A 304-nucleotide genomic window follows, 5' to 3' on the forward strand; every position below is an offset into this window, starting at 1 on the left:
ACTGAGATAAGCAACACAGTACTTTTCTTAATACAAAAATCAGGGACTTCTCAACCCGTCAAAAAAGATACCCAACACCTGACTGGCTCACCATCAATAAGGATTTAAAGCAGCACAAACATTTGACGTTGCAGTTAGTATTCGATGAATTGCATGAGAAAGTCGGTGAGCCTTATTACAGCTACAGCCACTTCTGCCGCGCCTATCGGCAATGGTTAGGAAAACAACGGTTGTCGATGCGTCAGCATCATAAAGGCGGTGAAAAGCTGTTTGTGGATTATTGTGGCCCCACACTGACCATCAC

At 44.1% G+C, this 304-nt stretch carries 1 pseudogene; it reads left to right on the forward strand.

Going from position 1 to position 304, the window contains the following annotated elements:
- Window positions 1-122 precede the first annotated feature (122 nt).
- Window positions 123-304, forward strand: a pseudogene (locus J7338_RS20900) (IS21 family transposase); the annotation flags it as partial.

This window comes from Pseudoalteromonas ostreae, from assembly GCF_018069805.1.
GTDB lineage: Bacteria > Pseudomonadota > Gammaproteobacteria > Enterobacterales > Alteromonadaceae > Pseudoalteromonas > Pseudoalteromonas ostreae.